Source organism: Stenotrophomonas sp. 89682_Sma (genome assembly GCF_056481405.1).
The window spans coordinates 2933446-2950124 of sequence record NZ_CM151147.1; the positions used below are offsets into that span (position 1 = coordinate 2933446).

The 16679-nt window shown below is 61.6% G+C and carries 19 protein-coding genes and 1 pseudogene; 8 read left to right on the forward strand and 12 right to left on the reverse strand.

The genetic code is table 11. The annotated features are described in order from the left end of the window. Nucleotides 1-528: 528 nt before the first annotated feature. The 3 genes from ACZK29_RS13610 (at nucleotide 529) to ACZK29_RS13620 (ending at nucleotide 1674) form a co-directional block, all read left to right on the forward strand. Complete coding sequence (locus ACZK29_RS13610) at nucleotides 529-1005, forward strand: chemotaxis protein CheW (RefSeq protein ID WP_046272126.1); 477 nt, start codon at nucleotides 529-531, stop codon at nucleotides 1003-1005. A gap of 117 nt (nucleotides 1006-1122) precedes the next feature. Continuing rightward, a complete protein-coding gene (locus tag ACZK29_RS13615) occupies nucleotides 1123-1356 on the forward strand; it encodes a hypothetical protein (RefSeq protein WP_032971135.1) in 234 nt (77 codons plus the stop codon). 39 nt (nucleotides 1357-1395) lie between these two features. After that, entirely contained in the window at nucleotides 1396-1674 is a 279-nt protein-coding gene (locus ACZK29_RS13620) for a hypothetical protein (protein ID WP_125892001.1), read from the forward strand. A gap of 212 nt (nucleotides 1675-1886) precedes the next feature. Here ACZK29_RS13620 and ACZK29_RS13625 read toward each other — a convergent pair. Then, nucleotides 1887-4116, reverse strand: a pseudogene (locus tag ACZK29_RS13625) (methyl-accepting chemotaxis protein). 147 nt (nucleotides 4117-4263) lie between these two features. Here ACZK29_RS13625 and ACZK29_RS13630 point away from each other — a divergent pair. Next, a complete protein-coding gene (locus ACZK29_RS13630) occupies nucleotides 4264-4473 on the forward strand; it encodes a hypothetical protein (protein ID WP_139338727.1) in 210 nt (69 codons plus the stop codon). A 96-nt stretch (nucleotides 4474-4569) separates the two neighbouring features. Here ACZK29_RS13630 and ACZK29_RS13635 read toward each other — a convergent pair whose 3' ends face one another. The 6 genes from ACZK29_RS13635 to ACZK29_RS13660 all read right to left on the reverse strand — a co-directional run bounded on the left by ACZK29_RS13635 (nucleotide 4570) and on the right by ACZK29_RS13660 (nucleotide 8558). Beyond that, nucleotides 4570-4953, reverse strand: a complete 384-nt coding sequence (locus ACZK29_RS13635) for a response regulator (RefSeq protein ID WP_032971140.1) — start codon at nucleotides 4951-4953, stop codon at nucleotides 4570-4572. Nucleotides 4954-5136: 183 nt separating this feature from the next. After that, the gene (locus ACZK29_RS13640; protein WP_006375647.1) at nucleotides 5137-5610 is read right to left on the reverse strand and encodes a BLUF domain-containing protein; all 474 of its coding nucleotides are present in this window, start codon (nucleotides 5608-5610) and stop codon (nucleotides 5137-5139) included. 61 nt (nucleotides 5611-5671) lie between these two features. Next, the gene (locus ACZK29_RS13645) at nucleotides 5672-5947 is read right to left on the reverse strand and encodes a hypothetical protein (RefSeq protein WP_032971143.1); all 276 of its coding nucleotides are present in this window, start codon (nucleotides 5945-5947) and stop codon (nucleotides 5672-5674) included. 93 nt (nucleotides 5948-6040) lie between these two features. Beyond that, a complete protein-coding gene (locus tag ACZK29_RS13650; RefSeq protein ID WP_006375649.1) occupies nucleotides 6041-6475 on the reverse strand; it encodes a BLUF domain-containing protein in 435 nt (144 codons plus the stop codon). Nucleotides 6476-7659: 1184 nt separating this feature from the next. Continuing rightward, the gene (locus ACZK29_RS13655; RefSeq protein ID WP_006375651.1) at nucleotides 7660-8037 is read right to left on the reverse strand and encodes a hypothetical protein; all 378 of its coding nucleotides are present in this window, start codon (nucleotides 8035-8037) and stop codon (nucleotides 7660-7662) included. A gap of 2 nt (nucleotides 8038-8039) precedes the next feature. Beyond that, complete coding sequence (locus ACZK29_RS13660) at nucleotides 8040-8558, reverse strand: H-NS family nucleoid-associated regulatory protein (RefSeq protein WP_032971149.1); 519 nt, start codon at nucleotides 8556-8558, stop codon at nucleotides 8040-8042. Between the two features lie 222 nt (nucleotides 8559-8780). Between ACZK29_RS13660 and ACZK29_RS13665 the strand changes: the two genes are divergently transcribed. Continuing rightward, on the forward strand, nucleotides 8781-9155 hold the full coding sequence (locus tag ACZK29_RS13665) for an HNH endonuclease (protein ID WP_076739360.1): 375 nt from the start codon (nucleotides 8781-8783) through the stop codon (nucleotides 9153-9155). A gap of 276 nt (nucleotides 9156-9431) precedes the next feature. On the opposite strand, the gene ACZK29_RS13670 is transcribed toward ACZK29_RS13665, so the two are convergent. Continuing rightward, entirely contained in the window at nucleotides 9432-10046 is a 615-nt protein-coding gene (locus ACZK29_RS13670) for a relaxase domain-containing protein (RefSeq protein WP_006375655.1), read from the reverse strand. A gap of 10 nt (nucleotides 10047-10056) precedes the next feature. Continuing rightward, on the reverse strand, nucleotides 10057-10755 hold the full coding sequence (locus tag ACZK29_RS13675) for an ankyrin repeat domain-containing protein (RefSeq protein WP_158229329.1): 699 nt from the start codon (nucleotides 10753-10755) through the stop codon (nucleotides 10057-10059). A 183-nt stretch (nucleotides 10756-10938) separates the two neighbouring features. Between ACZK29_RS13675 and ACZK29_RS13680 the strand changes: the two genes are divergently transcribed. The 3 genes from ACZK29_RS13680 to ACZK29_RS13690 all read left to right on the forward strand — a co-directional run bounded on the left by ACZK29_RS13680 (nucleotide 10939) and on the right by ACZK29_RS13690 (nucleotide 12318). Further along, the gene (locus ACZK29_RS13680) at nucleotides 10939-11220 is read left to right on the forward strand and encodes an ankyrin repeat domain-containing protein (protein ID WP_032971158.1); all 282 of its coding nucleotides are present in this window, start codon (nucleotides 10939-10941) and stop codon (nucleotides 11218-11220) included. Nucleotides 11221-11245: 25 nt separating this feature from the next. Continuing rightward, complete coding sequence (locus ACZK29_RS13685; protein ID WP_006375657.1) at nucleotides 11246-11818, forward strand: hypothetical protein; 573 nt, start codon at nucleotides 11246-11248, stop codon at nucleotides 11816-11818. Nucleotides 11819-12243: 425 nt separating this feature from the next. Next, nucleotides 12244-12318 carry a hypothetical protein gene (locus ACZK29_RS13690; protein WP_076739362.1) on the forward strand — a complete coding sequence of 25 codons (75 nt, stop codon included), beginning with the start codon at nucleotides 12244-12246 and terminating at the stop codon, nucleotides 12316-12318. A gap of 6 nt (nucleotides 12319-12324) precedes the next feature. Here the strand turns inward: ACZK29_RS13690 and ACZK29_RS13695 are convergent, their stop codons facing one another. The 3 genes from ACZK29_RS13695 to ACZK29_RS13705 form a co-directional block, all read right to left on the reverse strand. Beyond that, the gene (locus ACZK29_RS13695; RefSeq protein WP_099539936.1) at nucleotides 12325-13083 is read right to left on the reverse strand and encodes an abortive infection family protein; all 759 of its coding nucleotides are present in this window, start codon (nucleotides 13081-13083) and stop codon (nucleotides 12325-12327) included. Between the two features lie 86 nt (nucleotides 13084-13169). After that, the gene (locus tag ACZK29_RS13700) at nucleotides 13170-14240 is read right to left on the reverse strand and encodes a Shedu anti-phage system protein SduA domain-containing protein (protein ID WP_076739357.1); all 1071 of its coding nucleotides are present in this window, start codon (nucleotides 14238-14240) and stop codon (nucleotides 13170-13172) included. 242 nt (nucleotides 14241-14482) lie between these two features. After that, nucleotides 14483-16657 carry a fimbria/pilus outer membrane usher protein gene (locus ACZK29_RS13705; RefSeq protein ID WP_158229330.1) on the reverse strand — a complete coding sequence of 725 codons (2175 nt, stop codon included), beginning with the start codon at nucleotides 16655-16657 and terminating at the stop codon, nucleotides 14483-14485. Between the last annotated feature and the right edge of the window lie 22 nt (nucleotides 16658-16679).

The window sequence follows — 16679 nt, forward strand, 5'->3', positions numbered from 1 at the left end:
TCCCGGATGGAAGCACGCGGAAGGATCCTGCAGCGTGCGTATCGCTTTCAGGAAGTCTGCGAGATCGCTGAGGCCGCTGACTGCCTCTGGCCTATTTCAGGACCCTACCCGTGGCTAATACCGGCTTTTATTTTGCTTCGCTTTGTCAATGGAGAACTGACCTCCGACGGCGCTCTGGCGCGTCTGCATGCTGTTGAGGCCACTTGTAGCAGCTGTGGTCTCACCTCGCTGCTAGCACCGGGCGAGGGCCTGACGGACTTGGAAGGCGCCGGTGTGATGGTGTGCCCACACTGCCAGAACCACCAAGCGGTGAGCCGGATGAGGTTGGAAGAGTTCATGAAGCGAATGGCCGGCACGAACGCTACAGCCACCGCTAACCCATCGTCTTCGGACGACGGGCAGGTCTTGTCAGAGTGAGGCCCTTGGCCTGCCAATCTGAACGCCTCGGATTTCTTAGGGCATGAATTGCCACGGTGGACACATTAAGGGCATGATGCGATCGCCCTTTGGTCTTTGCCCACAGAAACCATGACCGTTCCCCTGCCTTATGATCCATTTCTGCAGGCCTCATCAGAGCCATTGCTGGAGCTGGTGATTGTGCGTGTGGGCTGCGATTTGTTCGGTGTGGATGTCGAGTCGGCCGTGGAAATACGCGGACCAGAGACGCTGACCCGAACCCGGGACCGCCAGTTTGTAGTCTCGATCAGAGGGCAAGACGTCCCTGTGGTTGATCTGGGCTTGATCACCGGAGGCGATGCAGTCGGGACGGGTTGTCCAGCAATGCTGTTGGTTCAATCCGCGGTTCAGCTGTTCGCCCTTGCAGTGGACGAAGTCTTGGTCATCGAGAGCCTGTCTGCCTGGCGTGCCGAGCCTGCCGCTCACAGCGACCGATTCGCTGAGCTCTGCCCGCAGGGCGTGCAGCTGGGAAACGGCAAACGCGTCGCCGTCATTGACCCTGGTCGTGCCCTATCCATTCAGCAACGGCTGGAGATCGATTCAGGTTGATTGCCCAATGCTGCACGGTGCTGCCGCTTTCAGTTGCAACCGATTCGCGCGCGTTCCAAGTTCCACGCTTTGCGGTAATCTCTGGCTGACACCGCGATTCCGTGCATGAGGCGCTCGATGGAGAAATTCGACGGAGCAACGTGGTTCCCACTGGACAGGTTTGAAGTCGGCATTGACGCCGAAACAGCAGTGGTTGCACTCGGGCTTTACCAAGTTCGCAACGCGGCCGGTGACTCGACCATGTGCGGCTCGACGATGACTCCGACGCAAGCGGAGCGAACTGGCAATGCCCTTTTGATCGCCGCCAACCGTGCTCGCCTGACGATCCCGGGCTCAAGCAGCAGCCACTGATCCTCTTCTGTGTTGATGTGCCTGCTCGCGGAGGGCTTGGTGAACGACGAGGTCAGGGACGCATTTTTGCGTCTTCAAGAAGCAATGAATCGCATGCATATACGTGTTGCGGCGCTGGAAGCGGCCACAGTGCTCCTGCTTCGCACGAACGCCGGCAACGCCAACGTCGCAGACGAGTTTGAGCGCAGCATTCGGCACTACCTCCAAGGGATGGACCAGCACCGGGACCATGTCTTCGCGTTCGAGGAGATCGTCGAGCCATGGCTGGGCATCCTGAGGGAACCATTGGCTGGCATTCCCCCGTCTCCGAGCCGCTGAACTGCCAAAGCGGAGCGGCCATCGGGCGGCCGTAACCTCGGCCAATGCCATTGCCGCCTCGCCGCCTCACGGCGCAAGGCGCCGAGCTTTCGGCGCGCTTGCGGGTCTGAGGCCGCCATCCAGGCGGCCTCACCCACGGTGACTTCAGCGGCAACTTCGGTCAACCATGCCCTGCGAGCGACCATGCGTTCGCACTGGCCTTGGAAGGGCGGTTAGAACTCCTGCCAGTGCGCTGCGTCCGCAGATACCTGCCGTGCGGGACGAGCTGGCAATGCCTTCGGCGGGGTTGGCTTGCCCGCGTAGGCGGTTTGAGAAAGGCGGGAGCCGTCCACAGCACCTGGCTTGGTCAAGCTTGCACTGGCCGTGGCTGGCGTCTTTCCCTGCGCGCGTTCATTCACCTTGAAGACCGCGACGGCGGTTGCCAGCTGTACCGACTGGTCTTCCATGGATCGGGCAGCGGCGGTCGCTTCTTCCACCAACGCGGCGTTCTGCTGGGTCGTTTCGTCCATCTGAGAAACAGCCTGGTTCACTTGCTCGATGCCCGACGCCTGCTCCTGAGAGGCGGCAGATATCTCACCAATGACGTTGGACACGCGCTCAACCGAGCTGACAATCTCAGACATCGTCTGGCCAGCCTGGTCAACCAGCGCCGATCCTTGAGCGACCTTGGCCACAGAGTCCTCGATTAGCCCCTTGATCTCCTTGGCTGCAGAGGCAGAGCACTGTGCCAACGTGCGCACCTCGGAGGCCACCACGGCGAACCCTCGACCCTGGTCCCCGGCTCGAGCCGCCTCCACGGCCGCATTGAGTGCGAGGATGTTGGTCTGGAAAGCAATGCCATCGATCACGGAGATGATGTCCCCGATGCGGCGCGACGAGGCTTCGATACCCCCCATCGTCTCCACTACTTTCCCGACCACTCCACCGCCCTGCCCGGCCACGCGCGAGGCCCCACTCTGGCCAACTCGCTGGCCTGGCGTGCATGCTCGGCGTTTTGGCGCACGGTGGAGGTAAGCTCCTCCATGGACGCCGCCGTCTCTTCCAAGTTGGCCGCTTGTTGTTCGGTGCGTCGCGACAAGTCGCCATTGCCCGCGGCAATTTCCGTCGACGCGGTATTGATTGCCGTGGATGCCTGCTGGATGCGGGAGACGATATCGGTCAGCTGAGCCACGGTCGCGTTAGCGTCTTCGCTCATCGTCGCAAAGACGCCGCGGAAGTCGCCTTCCATGCGGTGGGTCAAGTCGCCAGAGGCAATGGCCTGAAGCAAGGTGGAGACGGCGCTGAGGCTGTGGTCAGCTGTCTCCATCAGACGGTTGAGGTCCGAAACCATCAATTCAAAGTCGTGCTGGAACGCAGACGTGTTACCGCGGGCGGAGAAGTCGCCGTCGGCAGCCGACACTGCCAACCGCTTGATCTCCGTGTTGATCGCCAGCAGACTTGCTTTGGCAGCGTCCATCGATTCGTGGAGCACGCCCGGGAGCCGGGCAGGCGTCGCGCGTCACGCCGCAGGTCACCGGCCGCATACTCGTTGAGCACTTGGATGGCATCCAGGATGGCCTCAAGGTGCTCGAACACCATTGTGTTCATGCCCTTGGCCAGCTCGCCGTAGACACCGGGCAGGTCCTCCGGAATCCGGTGCGAGATGTCTTCGGCCTCGTGAAGCTTGACCATGACCTTGGTGTCGTTCGAAAAACGCTCCAAGGTGGCAACCATTTGACGGAGGGAGAGCAGCATCTGGCGCGCCTCATCGCGGCTCTGGTAGTCGGTTCGCACGTTGAGGTCGCCATTGGCCACGCTGCGGATAGCGGGCAACGCCTCACCAATGGGCCGGGTGACCGAACGGCTGATCGCCCACCCCAGCACGCTTGCGACCAAGTACAGCACCGCCAAGACCAAGCCTGTGATCGACATCAGGTTGTTGAGGCTTGCTGCGTTGGTTGCGAGTTCAGCCTTCATGCCGCGAAGGTTGTATTCGCTGACTTTCTCCATGGCGTCGAACAGCGCCACGCGCTTTGCCCTGGATTCTGTCACCGAGATCGTCTGCGCGGCCTCGGCATCGCCAGCGAGGAGCGCAGCGTGAAGCTGATCGTGGATGACAAAGTAATCGCTCAACGCAGCGCTGACCGGCTTGAACAACGCGGCATCTTCGCCATCGGCGAAGGACCGCAGGTATTGCTTCACCAGCTCGTTGATCTTGGCCTTGCCCGCCACGATCCGCTGTTCGTATTGCTTGACGGCCTCAGCGGAAGTGGCTTCGCTGACCTGGGAGGTTTCGTAGATGCGGAGATCGCCGAACTGCGCACGCATCTCTCCGATGGCATAGCTGCCAGGCGCCCAGACGGACTCAATCCTGGACAACTCCTGCTTCGAATGTGACGCGCGGACAATAGTGAAGATGCCCAACGCCAAGGTCATGCTGGTCGTTATGGCGAATGCCAGCATCAGTTTTTTGGAGATGCTTCCGACGTGGCTTCTTCGGCGCACAGGAAGAACACGGCGTCGCCGTGGCTTGAAGCACTCAACGCGCTATGAATGGAGATAAGCGCGGCGAAAGGAGACCTGACGAAGGCCTCCTGGTAACTGTGGCCTTTGATCTCGCTCGCCGTGGCCAACAGCGCGCTTGGCCTGCTCCGCTCGATCAGAAAGCGGCCGATTGCTGGAGTCGGGAAATCCAATGGCGAACGACGTATTCAGGAGCCAGTTCTTGAACGCTGTCTGCAGGACAACGATCTGGTCGCCGTCTTGAAAGTGACGGTGCTGAACGACAGTGCTTCTGATGATGCAAGTAGCGCGCATTGATGGGCAGCAGCGACGTTCGCTTCCAGCGTATCCACTGTAAAGAGGAAGGCTTGCGGTCCAATGCACTCCAAAGGGCGGATGCATGTTGCCAGTCAGCTAGCGCACGTGCGCGCCTGCCGGTTCGCCTCTGCAATCTTTGCCAAGCGCCTCGATCCAGGAAGCGATCTGTTTGACGCCGTAGGGCTTGGACAAAACACCCCGATCCCGGTGCCGGCTGATCACATCGTTCGGATGAAGCGTGGAGGTAAAGAAGACAGCGATGCCATCGCGCCGAAGTTCGTCTGCCAACTTGTATGCACTGCGCCGGGCGTCAGGGCTGGCGGGCACATCCAGAATGACGACGTCGACGTGCCCCGCTTGCGCTGCGCGCAAGGCTCCTGAGCTGAATTCCAAGCATTCGACGTCATAGCCGAGCTCTCTTAGTTCGACTCCAACCACCTCACAGATGGAGGTTTCAATGTCCACGAAGAGAACGTTCATGTGGATTGCCGTTCCACAAGGTCGGGTCAAATTTTCCACACGGTCAGCAGCTGGTTCAAGCTAGTTGGGACGACTTCTGCTTTCGGCAGACGGAATCTGCTCAGCTTTGCCAACGCTTCATCGGGAGCGCGAGAGGAGCTCCCAGCATCCTTCCGCCGGGTGACAGACCAGTCGCCACGATGTTCATTTCGCCTCCCCTTCGCTGAGTGGTTTCGAGAGGGGCCCCACGTAGACTGAGGCAGACGGCCCTCCCGTGAAGCGCACAAGGAGATCCATCGCCGTTGCATTCATTGCGTCCGCATCGCCCCGCTGAGAGAAGCTGGCCCAGTCTGCCATCGCGATGCTCTGCAGCTGGCCCTCCTTGGCCAAAAACAGCCGCATAGGCCACCGCGGCAGCCGACGTTGCGAGACACGCCCGCGTGCCAACTCGATGAAGTTCAGGTGGCTGCGCGCTTCGGATGCCCTGGCGTAGGCAACGCGAAGGCCATCCGGTGGACCCTCCAGGTAGGACAGGAACCGGGCCCCGTCGTACAAGGTCACCCCGGTCACGCCGGCCTGTCTGTTGAACCGCTCCGCGTCGGCTATCAACTCAACCAGCCGCCCAAGGCTAAGGTAGGGGCTGGCCTCACTCACAAAAACCACCGCACGGTTTGGCATGACACGCTCCTAAGATTGCTTCAGACCCAACAACCTGACGGGTCGGGAAGAGCAACAAGTGCTACACGGCAACCTTTGATTTTGCCTTCCAGGCGCCTGTTTCCAGATCCTTCCGCAGCACCCAGTCCTTCGCCGGAATCTTTGCCCCACGGGCGGTCAGGTAGTCCGGCATGAATAGCATGATCTCCCCCCCTTGAATCAGACAGCTGGTCGAGAGGACCACGCCGTCACTGAGCTCGACCAAGCAGGTGGCTCTCTCGCCCAGTTCAGCCTGCTCGCCTGTCAGGGACGCGGTGGCCCCTGGGTAGATGTGGCTGTGAGTAAATTCCAACCGCATGGCATGCCCCTGTCGAATGCCTCAAATTCATGACTCCCCTGCTTCCACTGTGCAACGTGAATCGGGCGGCCTACAGAGGAAATCCGTTACCCATCACTGCGGAACGTCATCGAGACGATTGCCGACCAATGCGGCAAGCCGCTCCATCCCCGTTTCTGGGATGAATTTCCCTCCGAAGCGTTGGGAGAAATTCACCCAGTTCGACCTCATCAGTGCTTTGAGCTCGGCTTCTGAAATCCGCAGGAAGAGCAATGCATGCGCAGGGAACCGCAACTGCTGGATGGATCCCCGCGCCAGCTCAACGATTTCGGTATGCAGGGTGAAGGACTGGGTGTAAACGGAGCTCGCAGCCACCGCACTCGCTGTGCCTTCCAAATATGTTAAAAACCTGCTGCCGTCGAAGCATACAACTGCACGCGAGCCGCACTTGGCATTGAACTCTCGGCCTGCACGCATGACTTCGGGCAAGCGCTCCTCACCGATCTCTTCCACAGCCGCGCTTACGAACACCACCGCACACTTAGACATTACGGGCTACCTTTCACTCGGCACCAGTGCAAGCCGGCCAACGTGGATCAGCTGTGTACAAAACGCAGGCCAGCTTGAATTTCAGTTTTCAGTTGCGCTATTCCTGAACCTTTAAGAGTGCACCATGGCTAGCCCCGTCCCCGACTCAAGTTGGCTGCAAGAGCGATGACCTCGCTAGGGATCACGGCCCCGAGGTGCGCGAGAACCGCGGCTTGGACGACCTCTGTGTTGCAGAGGAAGAATATCCCGTCTCGCGGCCCAGCCGACGTCAGAGACCGGTTGACACTGATCACCGAAGCTGGCACATCGCTCACGAACACTTCGTGAAACTTCGACCCCGCAAAGCGCGCTTCGAGGGCTCTCCGACTTGCTTTCGTGTCCTGCCGTAGCGCCACACCGTATTTTCCAGACAATCCGATGCCACTGGCGGTAAATACGTAATGATCTTTAAACGAGGTCAACCACACCAGAATCGGTCCGCCCTCGGCGAGAACGCGTCTGTGAGCAAGCTTGCTACGTATCATCGGGCTGCTCGTTGTTGGCCTGATTGATCGATTCGCCCCTCTTGTGGCTCCGTGGGCGGCGCGAATTGCGAGCTACGAACGATGGACAGGATCAGTATCCGACAGCGGCAGAGGTGAGGGCAACGCCTGCGCGCCGCCCTTCATTTCGGCCGTCCGGGTAGATGGGCTCACCGCACCACAAACGGCCGATCTGTAAGCGAAACAAACCGAGCGGGCTGTGTAGGGCTTAAATCCTTTGGCGGCCCGCCAGGCTCAGCCGAAGCGCTCATTGCTCCGCCGATTCATCCCCCCCCGGTGCACGCGAGACAAACGCCATCCACGTGCGACCTGAAATAGCCGGTGTCGCCCGTCAACGAATAGCGGACTCCGGCCCAAATCGATGTCGCTGTGGGGCTGTGCCAAGCGCGAGTCCTCTGGCAGGCGTGGCGAAACGAACGTATCATTTCGCTCTCCTGCGGCGCAACCATTCCCGGCAGGACAGCGCCTTGAAGAGCGCGATTACAAGTTGGAGCAGCGCCAGACCAGTTGCGCAGGCCAAGATAACCATAGCAAGAGGCAAAAGTAGCTCCATGATGGGATCCTACAGGCCCGCGGGTTGGCAGCAAGTCAAGGCGCCCGGGCCATTGGCGCTCAGCAATCTCCTGTTCGCTTGGGGTGAGATCACCACAACCGCGTGACAGTGGCGTGAAAGTCGTGTGGCGATCGCAAGTAGCTGGCGCATAGCGAGCTGCCGTCCGAACGCAGGTTGGCTCCCGTGTGCGCCGCCATGACGGCAGCCCCCAACAGGTGCACCTGGGTGCGCCCGTTGTCCTGCCACCCTTTGGGCAGCGATTCAATGGCCGCCAAGGCTTCTTGCCCTGACAGGCATTGGATGCAGGTCAGGTAGGACCATTGAAGGCCCACTTCCTCGCGCAAGCGCCTGCCGGCGGCCTTCTCGTCCAATCGGCCCTCGGCACTGTCCAGCAGCACGTGGGCGGCCGCAATGGCTTTGCCTTGGGGCGAGAGCCGGCTCTTCTTCTTGGGGAACAGGCCGCGCATGATCAGGCCTTCTTGCTGGCCTTCTTGGCGACGGCATTCTTCGCAAGTTTCTTGACGGCCTTCTGGGCGGCCTTCTTCACCGGCTTGCCCGTCTTCTTGGCCACCCTGGCGGGAGCTTTCTTCACCGTCCCATCAGCCGACGGGAACTTCGCTCCGGGGTTGGCCTGAGCCCACGCCTTGCCCTCGGTGGACTTGGCCCACGCGGTGAAGACCTTGGGGGCCAAACCCCGACCGGCCCACGTCTCACCGGTTGGGAGGCGATACTTCGGCGCCACCTTGCCAAGCTTGCGGCCCTTTCGGGGTCCCGGGGCAGCCTTGGCGGCACGCGCCGGCTTGGCGTCGATCGTTTCCCCGATGAGCTTGGCCACCTGCCGCCGCTGGGCCGGACTGAGGACCTTCGCATACTTCTGCAGGACCGCCAGGGCTTTGGGCACCTCGCCGTCGCGCTTCTCCACCAGCTTCTTCTGGGCTTCGAGCTGTTTGATTTCGGCGTTAAGGGATTTCAGGGTAGTCAGGGCCAAAGGAGCACTCCGGTCGGGAATCCAACGGTTATAGCCCATCGCTCCGGGCATGGCCACCCGAATGGGCCCCATCTTGACACCCACCAGCCTGGGGCGCGATAACTCCCTTGCCGCGAGGGGAAATGCCCCCGGCGTATTGCCTGCTTAGCTCAAGGCAACAGGTCCCGATTCGATCGCACAAGCGACGACGGGATGGTTTTTCCTGTCTTTTGAGATCTAAGCATGCCCAACCTCCAACGGTTGAGAACCGAGGCTTTCCTCGCCCAGAAGGGCCGGTGCTGCTATTGCAGCGTGCCGATGTGGAACGCCTCTCCCGATGAACTAAAGCCGTTCGGCCTGCGCGCCAAAACGGCCACGCCGCTTCGCTGCACCGCCGAGCACCTGGTGGCCCAGCAAGAGGGCGGAAAGGACGTGGCCGGCAACATTGCTGCCGCCTGCTGGCTCTGCAACACACGCCGGCACAAACGCAAATCGCCGCCCTCCCCCGAGGCTTACCGCGCCTTCGTGCAGAATCGCCTGGCGAAGGGGAAGTGGCACCCGCCGAGCGTGGCCAAGTTGCGCCTCAGAACGTGTGGAACGCAACCACCCGACGGATGAGTTCCGCCACGCTCACATGCTGCCGCTGCGCCTCGTGGCGGGCGCGGTCGGCCAGGTCTCGGGAAGCCCGGATAGGCGGCAAGCGGTCGTCCCTGCGGCCGGCAACGGGAGAGCGCAGCAGCGGGGGGCGCGCAAGGTAGGCGGTGAGCCATTGGCGCACGGCTTCGCTCTCGCTCACCCCGGCTGCTCTAGCGCGTGCGGCCAATGCCTGGCGCAAGGTTGAAGAAAGGGACACTTTCGGCAGCACGGCCGTCAAGGGAGGCTTGGACGTCAGCGTCACAGCCTCTGCCTCAGTCGGCCCACGGGGGCTGGGCGGAAGAAGCGCTCCAATCGTTTGGTCTCCAGCAACGCTTCCATGAAGGCCCCCATGGCGTGGGTATAAGCGTCCTCGCTGGCCGCCAACCGCAAGCTCAGCGCAAGCCGTTCCCACTTTCCGTTCGGTGCGCATGCGATGGCGAACAACCAGTGGTGCGTCCAGTCATCCTCCAACCGATCGGATGCAACGAAGAGCACCCGGTGATCACGCTGGAACGGCAGGGACGACAGCGCCTGGTCAACCGCATGGCGGTGGGCAGCCTGTAGCCGTGCCCTCTCCTCGCCGTCGGTATCCAGCAGCGCGGCGAACCCTTTTGGCAGGCGCAACGAAACGCGGTAGCCCGCCGCCCGGGCGTGGTGGCCCTCGCCTTCCCACAACCGCGGCTGCCCATCGAAATCCTGGCCCATAGCGAAGCGCCGCATGGCCTCCTCGGTCACTGGCCCACCGGGCTTCAACTGGGTCAACCACGCACCACCCCAGCGCAACGCGGCCAAGGGCGCCTCCAGCAGTTCTGCGAAGGCGAACCCATCGGCGAACACGTCCTCCCGGCAGAGGCAGGTGAGTTGCAGGTTCATGGGATCACCCTCATAACCGTGCCCTACTATTCGGAACGGCTTTCGTTGCGCCAGGGAGAGTCGCATCCAAACGCAGGGCCTCTTGTTCCGTTTCCCATCTCCATAGGCGATCGCGTATTTGCGGACGTTGCTGTTCGAGCCACGCATCGGGACGTGGCTCTGCATTGACAAACTGCAACCAAGCCTTCGAACGCGGATTGGCCCCTGCCTGCAACAACAGGTCGAGCAGCTCCACGTTGCCCGCCAGATAGGCGAAATAGATTGGTGACCGCCTTATCTCGCCACAGTCGTAATCCGCGTCCGGATCTGCGCCAGCTTCGAGCAGCACGCGACAAACCTCGAGCCACCTTCGCCCATTTTCTTCCCATGGACTGTCCTGCATAACAGCAAAAATAAGTGGCGTTTTTCCATCTTTTCGCTCCCGAGCGTTCACATCAGCGCCATCTGCAATCAACTGCTCAAGCTCCCTCAGCTGGAACCCTCCTTCGCGCTCGAATAGCTGAAAGATGGGTGGCATCCGGCGATGTCTCCTCCATTTACCCATGCGTTTCTCAATGACATAGCGGGGGATCAGGATTGGAGACAGCAGCGTCAATACAAGGAACTCCACGCGAACCTTCCAGATCGGCTCTTGAAATAGATTTGGTGGGTCACGCAAATTCTTTAACCATCCCCGCACACCCTTTTTGATACTTGCCACGAAATTCATGTCAGCCCCCATGGAATACATTTGTATCCCTTCAGATCCATGCAAGCAGAAAGGGACATTCTGTCCAGAGGGCTTTACTGACTAAAGCGAAAAAATGCTGGGGTTGCACGACAGTTTGCCAAACTGTCACCCTCCCCTTGCGCGTTTCCGCTACAGCGGAAAATCAGTGGGTCAGGAGGACGCATGGCCAACACCGACTTACTCGCTGCAATTCGACAGCGCAACCCCGCCCAGGTGGACCTGGCGATCGGGCGCGGGGCCCAACCCAACGCGCACGACGCCCGTGGCTACTCGCCGTTCCACGTCGCCCTGCTGACCGCTGACGCACCAACGGTTCGGGCGTTGCTGGACAGCGGAGCTGATCGGTTGGTGAGCACGAAGTTGGCCCAGGCCCGGAACATGGGCGCCAAGACCTTGGTCGCGTATCGTCACGTGCAAGCGCGGCCGCGGGAGGCTGCGTGGTAGCAGGAAGCTGGACTAAGATGAGTCCATGCCCGTATCACCCGACAAAGCCTATCGGCTATTGAAAGCCTTCGGAATGCTTGAGTTCCAGCTTAAGCAGACTAGCGAATTCTTTCAGACCAAGACCCCAAAACCGCCCATCTGGAAGGTGTTCAAGATCGGCTCATTCGAGATCGATGTGCGTCTCAGCGCCTTGCCAGCACCTGCCCCCGTTCCCGTGGTAGACGTGGACTGGAACAAGGTGGATCGAGCGGTGGCGCGCTTGGGGCAAGCATTCGTCGCACTCGTTCCCCTTCCCACTCAGAGAAAGCTGCTTGCTCCACCACGCAATCGGCCGAAAAGGGAGCGCATTGAGTTTGACCAGACGGGCCGACCACGGGCGACCTACCAGCCCGTCAACCTGCCCCATAACGACGCCGAAGCCTTGGTCGTTGCGATGCGACGCGTTAGAAACAACCTTTTCCATGGCGGCAAGGAAGACCCGCTGGAGGAGACGTATTTCGGAGAAGACAACGATTGGGCGGTGGCCGCCGCAGATGTTGCGGATGCTCTGTTGGATCTTCTCGACCGCCAGTTGCTCCGACCCGTTCAAGCGCCCTGACCCACTTCAGTCTTCCTTGGTCGGCGGGCAACGTGGGAACCGACTGCAGGAGTGGAACACCTCCTTTGTCGCACGATAGACGCGCTCCACCAGCACACCTTGACCACACACCTGCAGGCTTAGCGGCTTCCCATCGTTGGCCTCCGGCGGCTTGTCGTAGAGAGACTGGATGTAGAAGTTCAGGCATCAGGGAATAACCTCGACCGTTGGCAGTACCACCACTCTCGCCCTCGGCCTCGATAATGAGTTACTCCCTCACTCACGTCGACTTTCATCAAGGGAACCTGCTCGCTGGCATCGACTTGCGCGCTCAGGCGCTCATGGGGGTCATGGACCGGGCAAATGGGAAGTCTGCGCGGGGCCCATAGGCATGGCCTCGGCTGCACGCCGGATGCGCGGGGGTGTTGCACTACCCCAACTGGGCCATGAACCAGAAAAATTCGTCTCCCGCCTATGCCACCCGGTGGAATCATGTGGTGCGGGCACAATGGCAAGCCTGAAGGCAATTAAAACGGGATGTCAGTATCCTCGGGGAGAACCGTTTCTTGCCGCCGCGCCAGCTGCCATCGTTCCTCACACGCCTTGATGAATCGCACAGTGCTGGCAACGTTGCTAGCGATCAGCAGCGCCTCGTCGTAGGCGAGCACTGGATTGTCGTGAGCCATCGTGTGATTGTTCCGAACGTAGTCGTATTGGCCGAATATCGAAGTCGCGCCATTTAGGATGTGCTCCGCCATCTTGGATTTGAGGAGACCTTCCTCCTTGACGCGCTTCACGTATCCACCCATCAGACCGCCCAACGGCACCGAACGGTCCCTAGGTATGCCGTGCTCCTCGCATAGCTTCCGAAGAAACTTGACCAGAAACGTATGTAACCGGTCCAGGCCTTGTTCGGGCTCGTTTCGCTCAAAGCACTCCCTTGCGGCCTTAGCCACCTTCTGGAAGTCCTCCGAGTCGCCTTCGATGGCCTCTATATCCGCCACTGCCTTCGCTTGCGCCAGACGTGTCCCTATAGCTTCGCACTCCTTGAACAGAGCCTGCCGCTCTAAGGCGGGGTGACCGGTGTCCCCGCAATGCTCTAGCAACCCCAGAATTACCCGACCTACCAGGAAATCGTCTTCCTTGGTCCAAAAGCTGCGCAGATGGTTGGCTTTCGACGAGCCATATTCGCTGTACTTCCCTCCGTAGATGTCCAGATAAACCACTTCTTCAAAGAACCGAGCAAATGTGCTGTTCGAAAAGTCGAGAACGTAACCACTGCTCATTCCGAACAGATCTTCAAGTTTTCGTTTTTCCCGGGGAGCTAACGTAGACATAGCGGCCAGACTATTGGTGTGAGGGGTGGGACTACTTACCAAGGAATGTCGTCATCGTCAGCTGATGTCTCAGCATCTTCATCCCCATCGCTAGGGCTCATCATCTCAATCAGGCGCTCTCCTTGAGCCAGCAGGTGATCGTAGGTCATCACGGATATCCCGTGCATGCGCTGATTGAGGCCGTGGAGCGCACGCTGTTGCTCATCGGACCACTCATTGGACCGCCCGATGACGATGGTGGCCCGCGGGTGGTAGGCGACTACTTCTTTGTGGTCCAGCAAACCGTGCCTGGCTGCCTCATGAAGGAGGTCCAGGTAGCGATGACATTGCCCGATGGCACGGGATACGTCCGCTGAGAAGTAGTGGTTCTTGTGGGCTGCATCGTAGAGCAGCACATCCTTGTCCGGTCGCTTGAGCTCGACGATGTCCCGATAGCCGGCAATGACATTGGGCAACATCAGATCGAGATTGTCACCGGTGGTAATGCCCCTAACCTCATCCCGGACCACGTAGGCGCTGCCAAAGGCCCAGCAGTGCTTTTCGCACCAGGCCTGGTAAGTCTGTTCAACCGCCTCTCCCCGGGTGAGGTTGGAGCGCAGTTCGGCCACCGCTGATCGCATCTCGCTCAAGCGGATTGACCCACGCAGCGCCGTGCTTAGCTCATGCGTGAGTTCAGTGCTGGACAAATGACCCAGCAACTCTGACTGCGATAGAACCTTTGTCAGGGCACCCACCAGTTCTTGAGGATCATGGCCCGTCAGGTTGGCCTCGCCGTTGGCCACCCGAATCAAGATGAACTCCCCCGTTTCCGACTGAGCGGCAAGGGGCAGATGTGTCTGTAGGTATTTAAGTAGCTGGAGGGACGAAGTTTCCGACAACGTCAGGGTCTTGGTCTTGTCCTCGATAAAGGGCTGGCCTTTCGACTTCACCAAGCCTTCTAGCTTCAGCGAGAAAGTGGTTCGACCATCGCTATGGGGGATGAACCAAGCTAACGCTTGCAGCTTGCTTTTGCTGGTCTCGTTGAGAACCACGGGTGGTGCGTAGTCCACCTTGCCACTGCTGGCCGTCTTTCTGACGACTTTCTGGACTTCCCTTGGCTTTTCCATGTCTGTTCCCCGTCTATGTCCCGATCGCCGCCTTCCATTGCTCGGTGCCGCTATTTCCCGCCTCTTGCTTTAACACAGCCATCCGGTGGATTCCGCAGCCCTTGCCCTTGGTCGCCCGGAGATCGTCCACGATCCACTTATCCGCCCTGTATCTGTCCCAAGTATCGTTCAGCCCCATGGTAGAGGGCCACTTTCGCAGCACCTGCGACATAGCAAGCCTCTGTTTCCAAAGATTCTCCCCATCAGCGGCAAGCCACCTCGGCCACCGTTTGCGCAGCCCCAAGGTCCGCAGGCAGCTGGGCCTTGCAGACCCCTTCCACGTCCACCGTCTGGCCGGGGCGCGGCTGCTCCAGGTAGAGCACCCCGTCATAGCCCACCTGGGTGGTCTCGGTCGCTGTCTTGGCCACCGTGCCCGCTTCGATGGCCGGGCCCGTGAGGCGGAAGGTGCGTGCGGTCTCGGTCAGGACCGGGAAGGTGAGGTGCATGCCGGCTTGGCGGCCCGCGGTGGCGGTTTGCTCGATCTCGGCCAACTGGGTGCCCAGTGGCAGCGCCCGATCGTCTACGCGGACCTCGGTGGGCACCATTGGGGTCACCTCGCCCACCACCAGGCGGCCCTGGGCGTTGGTCTTCCCCACCAATCGGCCGCCCACCCTCACCGGCACCCCGGCTTGGCCGGGCACGTCCACCACGGCGAAGGATTCGGCCGGACCTAGGAACGTCACGCCCTGGCGGTCCAGGTGAACGGCACCGGCCATCGAACCGGAAGTCCAGGTGCCGCTGGGCCCGTGCTCGGCGTTGATCTGAGCCCACCCTGCCCGGGTGGTCCAGTTGGCGTTGGCCCGGGCCGTCTGGCCAGCCGCTCCCTCGTCTACCGACAAGGACAAGCCCACCGGGGTTCCAAAGACCGTGGGGCGGGCGCGTCCTTGGACGGCCCAGGCCGTGGCATCCGGGGCTTGCCGGGCCCTAACGCTCACGCCCTTGCCCCGGCCGAAATCGTAGCTGTAGCCCACCTCCACCCGGGTTTCCTTGCGCTCCAGATCGCGCAACGCGGAGACGGCCACGGTGTGCCCGTCGCCACGCCAGGTCAGCCCGGCGTCGGCGTAGGCGGTGCGAAAGCGTGGCGTGCGCACGTTCGAATAGCTGGCCCGAAGGGACCACTGGGGCGTGGGCCGCCAGAAGACCGAGCCCCGGGTGCGCTGTTCCACGTCCAGCGCACCGGGCGCGCGCAGGCGCCAGTAGTCCTGTTGGCGCTCGTGCTCCAGGCGCACGCCAAACCTCGGGCCGCGGTAGTCGTAGGCCAAGGCCTGGCGTTGGCCGCCTTGCGTGGAGGTGCCTAGTTCCATGTCCAGCGTGCCGTAGGTCCCAAGCACCGTCGTGGCCCCCAACGCCACGCTGGCCTTCCCGTCCGCTGAGGTTTGGGCGGTGCCGTGCAGGGTCCACCGGTCGTTGAGGCCCCAAGCCACCGACCCGGTCGCGCCCAAGGTCCCGTAATCGCTCTCCCCTTGGCGCACCCGGCCGGCCGCGACCTCCCAGGTGGTGAGCCCTTGGCGGAGCAACGTGGGGGCGACGTAGAAGCGCTGATCGTTCACCACGGTTTCGCGGCCGTAAGGGTCTCGCACCACCACTTGGGTTTGCTGCGCACCGGTGCCCAAGGCGCTGCCATCGGCCGTGAACGGCCCTCTCCCCACCCGGCCTTGCAGCACGCGGGCGCGGTTGGCCAGGACTTCGACCGTGGCCGGATCGAGCGCCACGCCGCCGAGCATCGGGACCGGATACGTGGGCGTCAACGGGTCCAACGCCCGCGGGTCCTTGGCCACGCGCACCCCTCCCAGGTTGACCGGAGAGGACGAGGGACCGGCGAACACATCGCCGGCCTGGTAAGTCACCAAGCGGTTGGGATCGTCTTTCTGCCAGCGCGTCACGCCGCGAACGTAGCCGGTGCCCGACGCGTCGGTGTTGACCTGCCCGCTGGTGCTGATCACGCCCCAACGCCCCGCCTTGCGGACCTCGTGGCCCAACGAGAGCGCCTGCTGTTGCTCGGAGGCCATGCCGGCCACGCTGTAGTTCACCAGCACCCCGGGAGCGGGTGGCGCGATGGGTCCGCGCTCGGTGCGATCACGGGCCACGCGTTGGGCCTTGAGCCGATCGGCCGGCAGCTCCAGGGCTACCGTCGCGGTGGCCTCGTCCACAGCAAAGCCCACACCCAACGCTTGGGCGCTCATCGCCTCCGTTTGACCCGGGGGAAGTTGGAGCCCGACCTCGCGCCACGTGGCCGGCTCGGCGAACCACTGACCGCCTTGCTGCCAGAACGTGAGCGGATCCGCCTTGGCCTTGCCGCCGATGACCGGCACCAGGAACGCGGGGGCCACGCCGTCGGGCACCGCAGCGCTGGCCGACGATGCAGCCAGCAACAACACGGCCAAGGCCCGGCCACGCATG

Excerpts from the sequence above, each read along its gene's own strand:
- ACZK29_RS13640 (WP_006375647.1), bottom strand. The coding sequence starts at position 5,610 with ATGCCAAACCGTGCGGTGGTTTTTGTGAGTGAGGCCAGCCCCTACCTT.
- ACZK29_RS13695 (WP_099539936.1), bottom strand. The coding sequence starts at position 13,083 with ATGAGCAGTGGTTACGTTCTCGACTTTTCGAACAGCACATTTGCTCGG.
- ACZK29_RS13610 (WP_046272126.1), top strand. The coding sequence starts at position 529 with ATGACCGTTCCCCTGCCTTATGATCCATTTCTGCAGGCCTCATCAGAG.
- ACZK29_RS13665 (WP_076739360.1), top strand. The coding sequence starts at position 8,781 with ATGCCCAACCTCCAACGGTTGAGAACCGAGGCTTTCCTCGCCCAGAAG.
- ACZK29_RS13615 (WP_032971135.1), top strand. The coding sequence starts at position 1,123 with ATGGAGAAATTCGACGGAGCAACGTGGTTCCCACTGGACAGGTTTGAA.
- ACZK29_RS13645 (WP_032971143.1), bottom strand. The coding sequence starts at position 5,947 with ATGCGGTTGGAATTTACTCACAGCCACATCTACCCAGGGGCCACCGCG.
- ACZK29_RS13655 (WP_006375651.1), bottom strand. The coding sequence starts at position 8,037 with ATGCGCGGCCTGTTCCCCAAGAAGAAGAGCCGGCTCTCGCCCCAAGGC.
- ACZK29_RS13675 (WP_158229329.1), bottom strand. The coding sequence starts at position 10,755 with ATGAATTTCGTGGCAAGTATCAAAAAGGGTGTGCGGGGATGGTTAAAG.
- ACZK29_RS13680 (WP_032971158.1), top strand. The coding sequence starts at position 10,939 with ATGGCCAACACCGACTTACTCGCTGCAATTCGACAGCGCAACCCCGCC.
- ACZK29_RS13670 (WP_006375655.1), bottom strand. The coding sequence starts at position 10,046 with ATGAACCTGCAACTCACCTGCCTCTGCCGGGAGGACGTGTTCGCCGAT.
- ACZK29_RS13700 (WP_076739357.1), bottom strand. The coding sequence starts at position 14,240 with ATGGAAAAGCCAAGGGAAGTCCAGAAAGTCGTCAGAAAGACGGCCAGC.
- ACZK29_RS13650 (WP_006375649.1), bottom strand. The coding sequence starts at position 6,475 with ATGTCTAAGTGTGCGGTGGTGTTCGTAAGCGCGGCTGTGGAAGAGATC.
- ACZK29_RS13685 (WP_006375657.1), top strand. The coding sequence starts at position 11,246 with ATGCCCGTATCACCCGACAAAGCCTATCGGCTATTGAAAGCCTTCGGA.
- ACZK29_RS13635 (WP_032971140.1), bottom strand. The coding sequence starts at position 4,953 with ATGAACGTTCTCTTCGTGGACATTGAAACCTCCATCTGTGAGGTGGTT.